This window comes from Streptomyces sp. 13-12-16, assembly GCF_002114215.1.
Lineage (GTDB): Bacteria > Actinomycetota > Actinomycetes > Streptomycetales > Streptomycetaceae > Streptomyces.
Genome location: NZ_NCTE01001351.1, coordinates 1 through 358 on the forward strand (window position 1 = coordinate 1; position 358 = coordinate 358).

At 77.7% G+C, this 358-nt stretch carries 1 protein-coding gene; it reads right to left on the reverse strand.

Annotated features, from left to right (window positions below; translation table 11 throughout):
- Positions 1 to 35: 35 nt before the first annotated feature.
- A partial coding sequence (locus tag B7767_RS40765; protein WP_143652946.1) for an FAD-binding protein occupies positions 36 to 358 on the reverse strand: 323 nt, incomplete at its 5' end.

Consider the following 358-nt stretch of genomic DNA (forward strand, 5'->3'; position numbering starts at 1 on the left):
GCCGACGGCGCGTCACCGTGCTTCCGGCGGAGCGCTCAGGCGGTCTGCGCGGCCGCCGCGCGCCCCGCCGCGCGGCCCGAGAAGAGGCAGCCGCCGAGGAAGGTGCCCTCCAGGGCGTTGTAGCCGTGGACACCGCCGCCGCCGAAACCCGCCACCTCGCCGGCCGCGTACAGGCCCTCGACGGGCCGCCCGTCGGCGCCCAGCGCGCGGGAGTCGAGGTCGGTCTGGATGCCGCCGAGGGTCTTGCGGGTGAGGATGTTCAGCTTGACGCCGATCAGCGGGCCGGCCGCGGGGTCGAGGATGCGGTGCGGGGTGGCGACGCGGCCGAGGCGGTCGCCGATGTAGCGGCGGGCGGTGG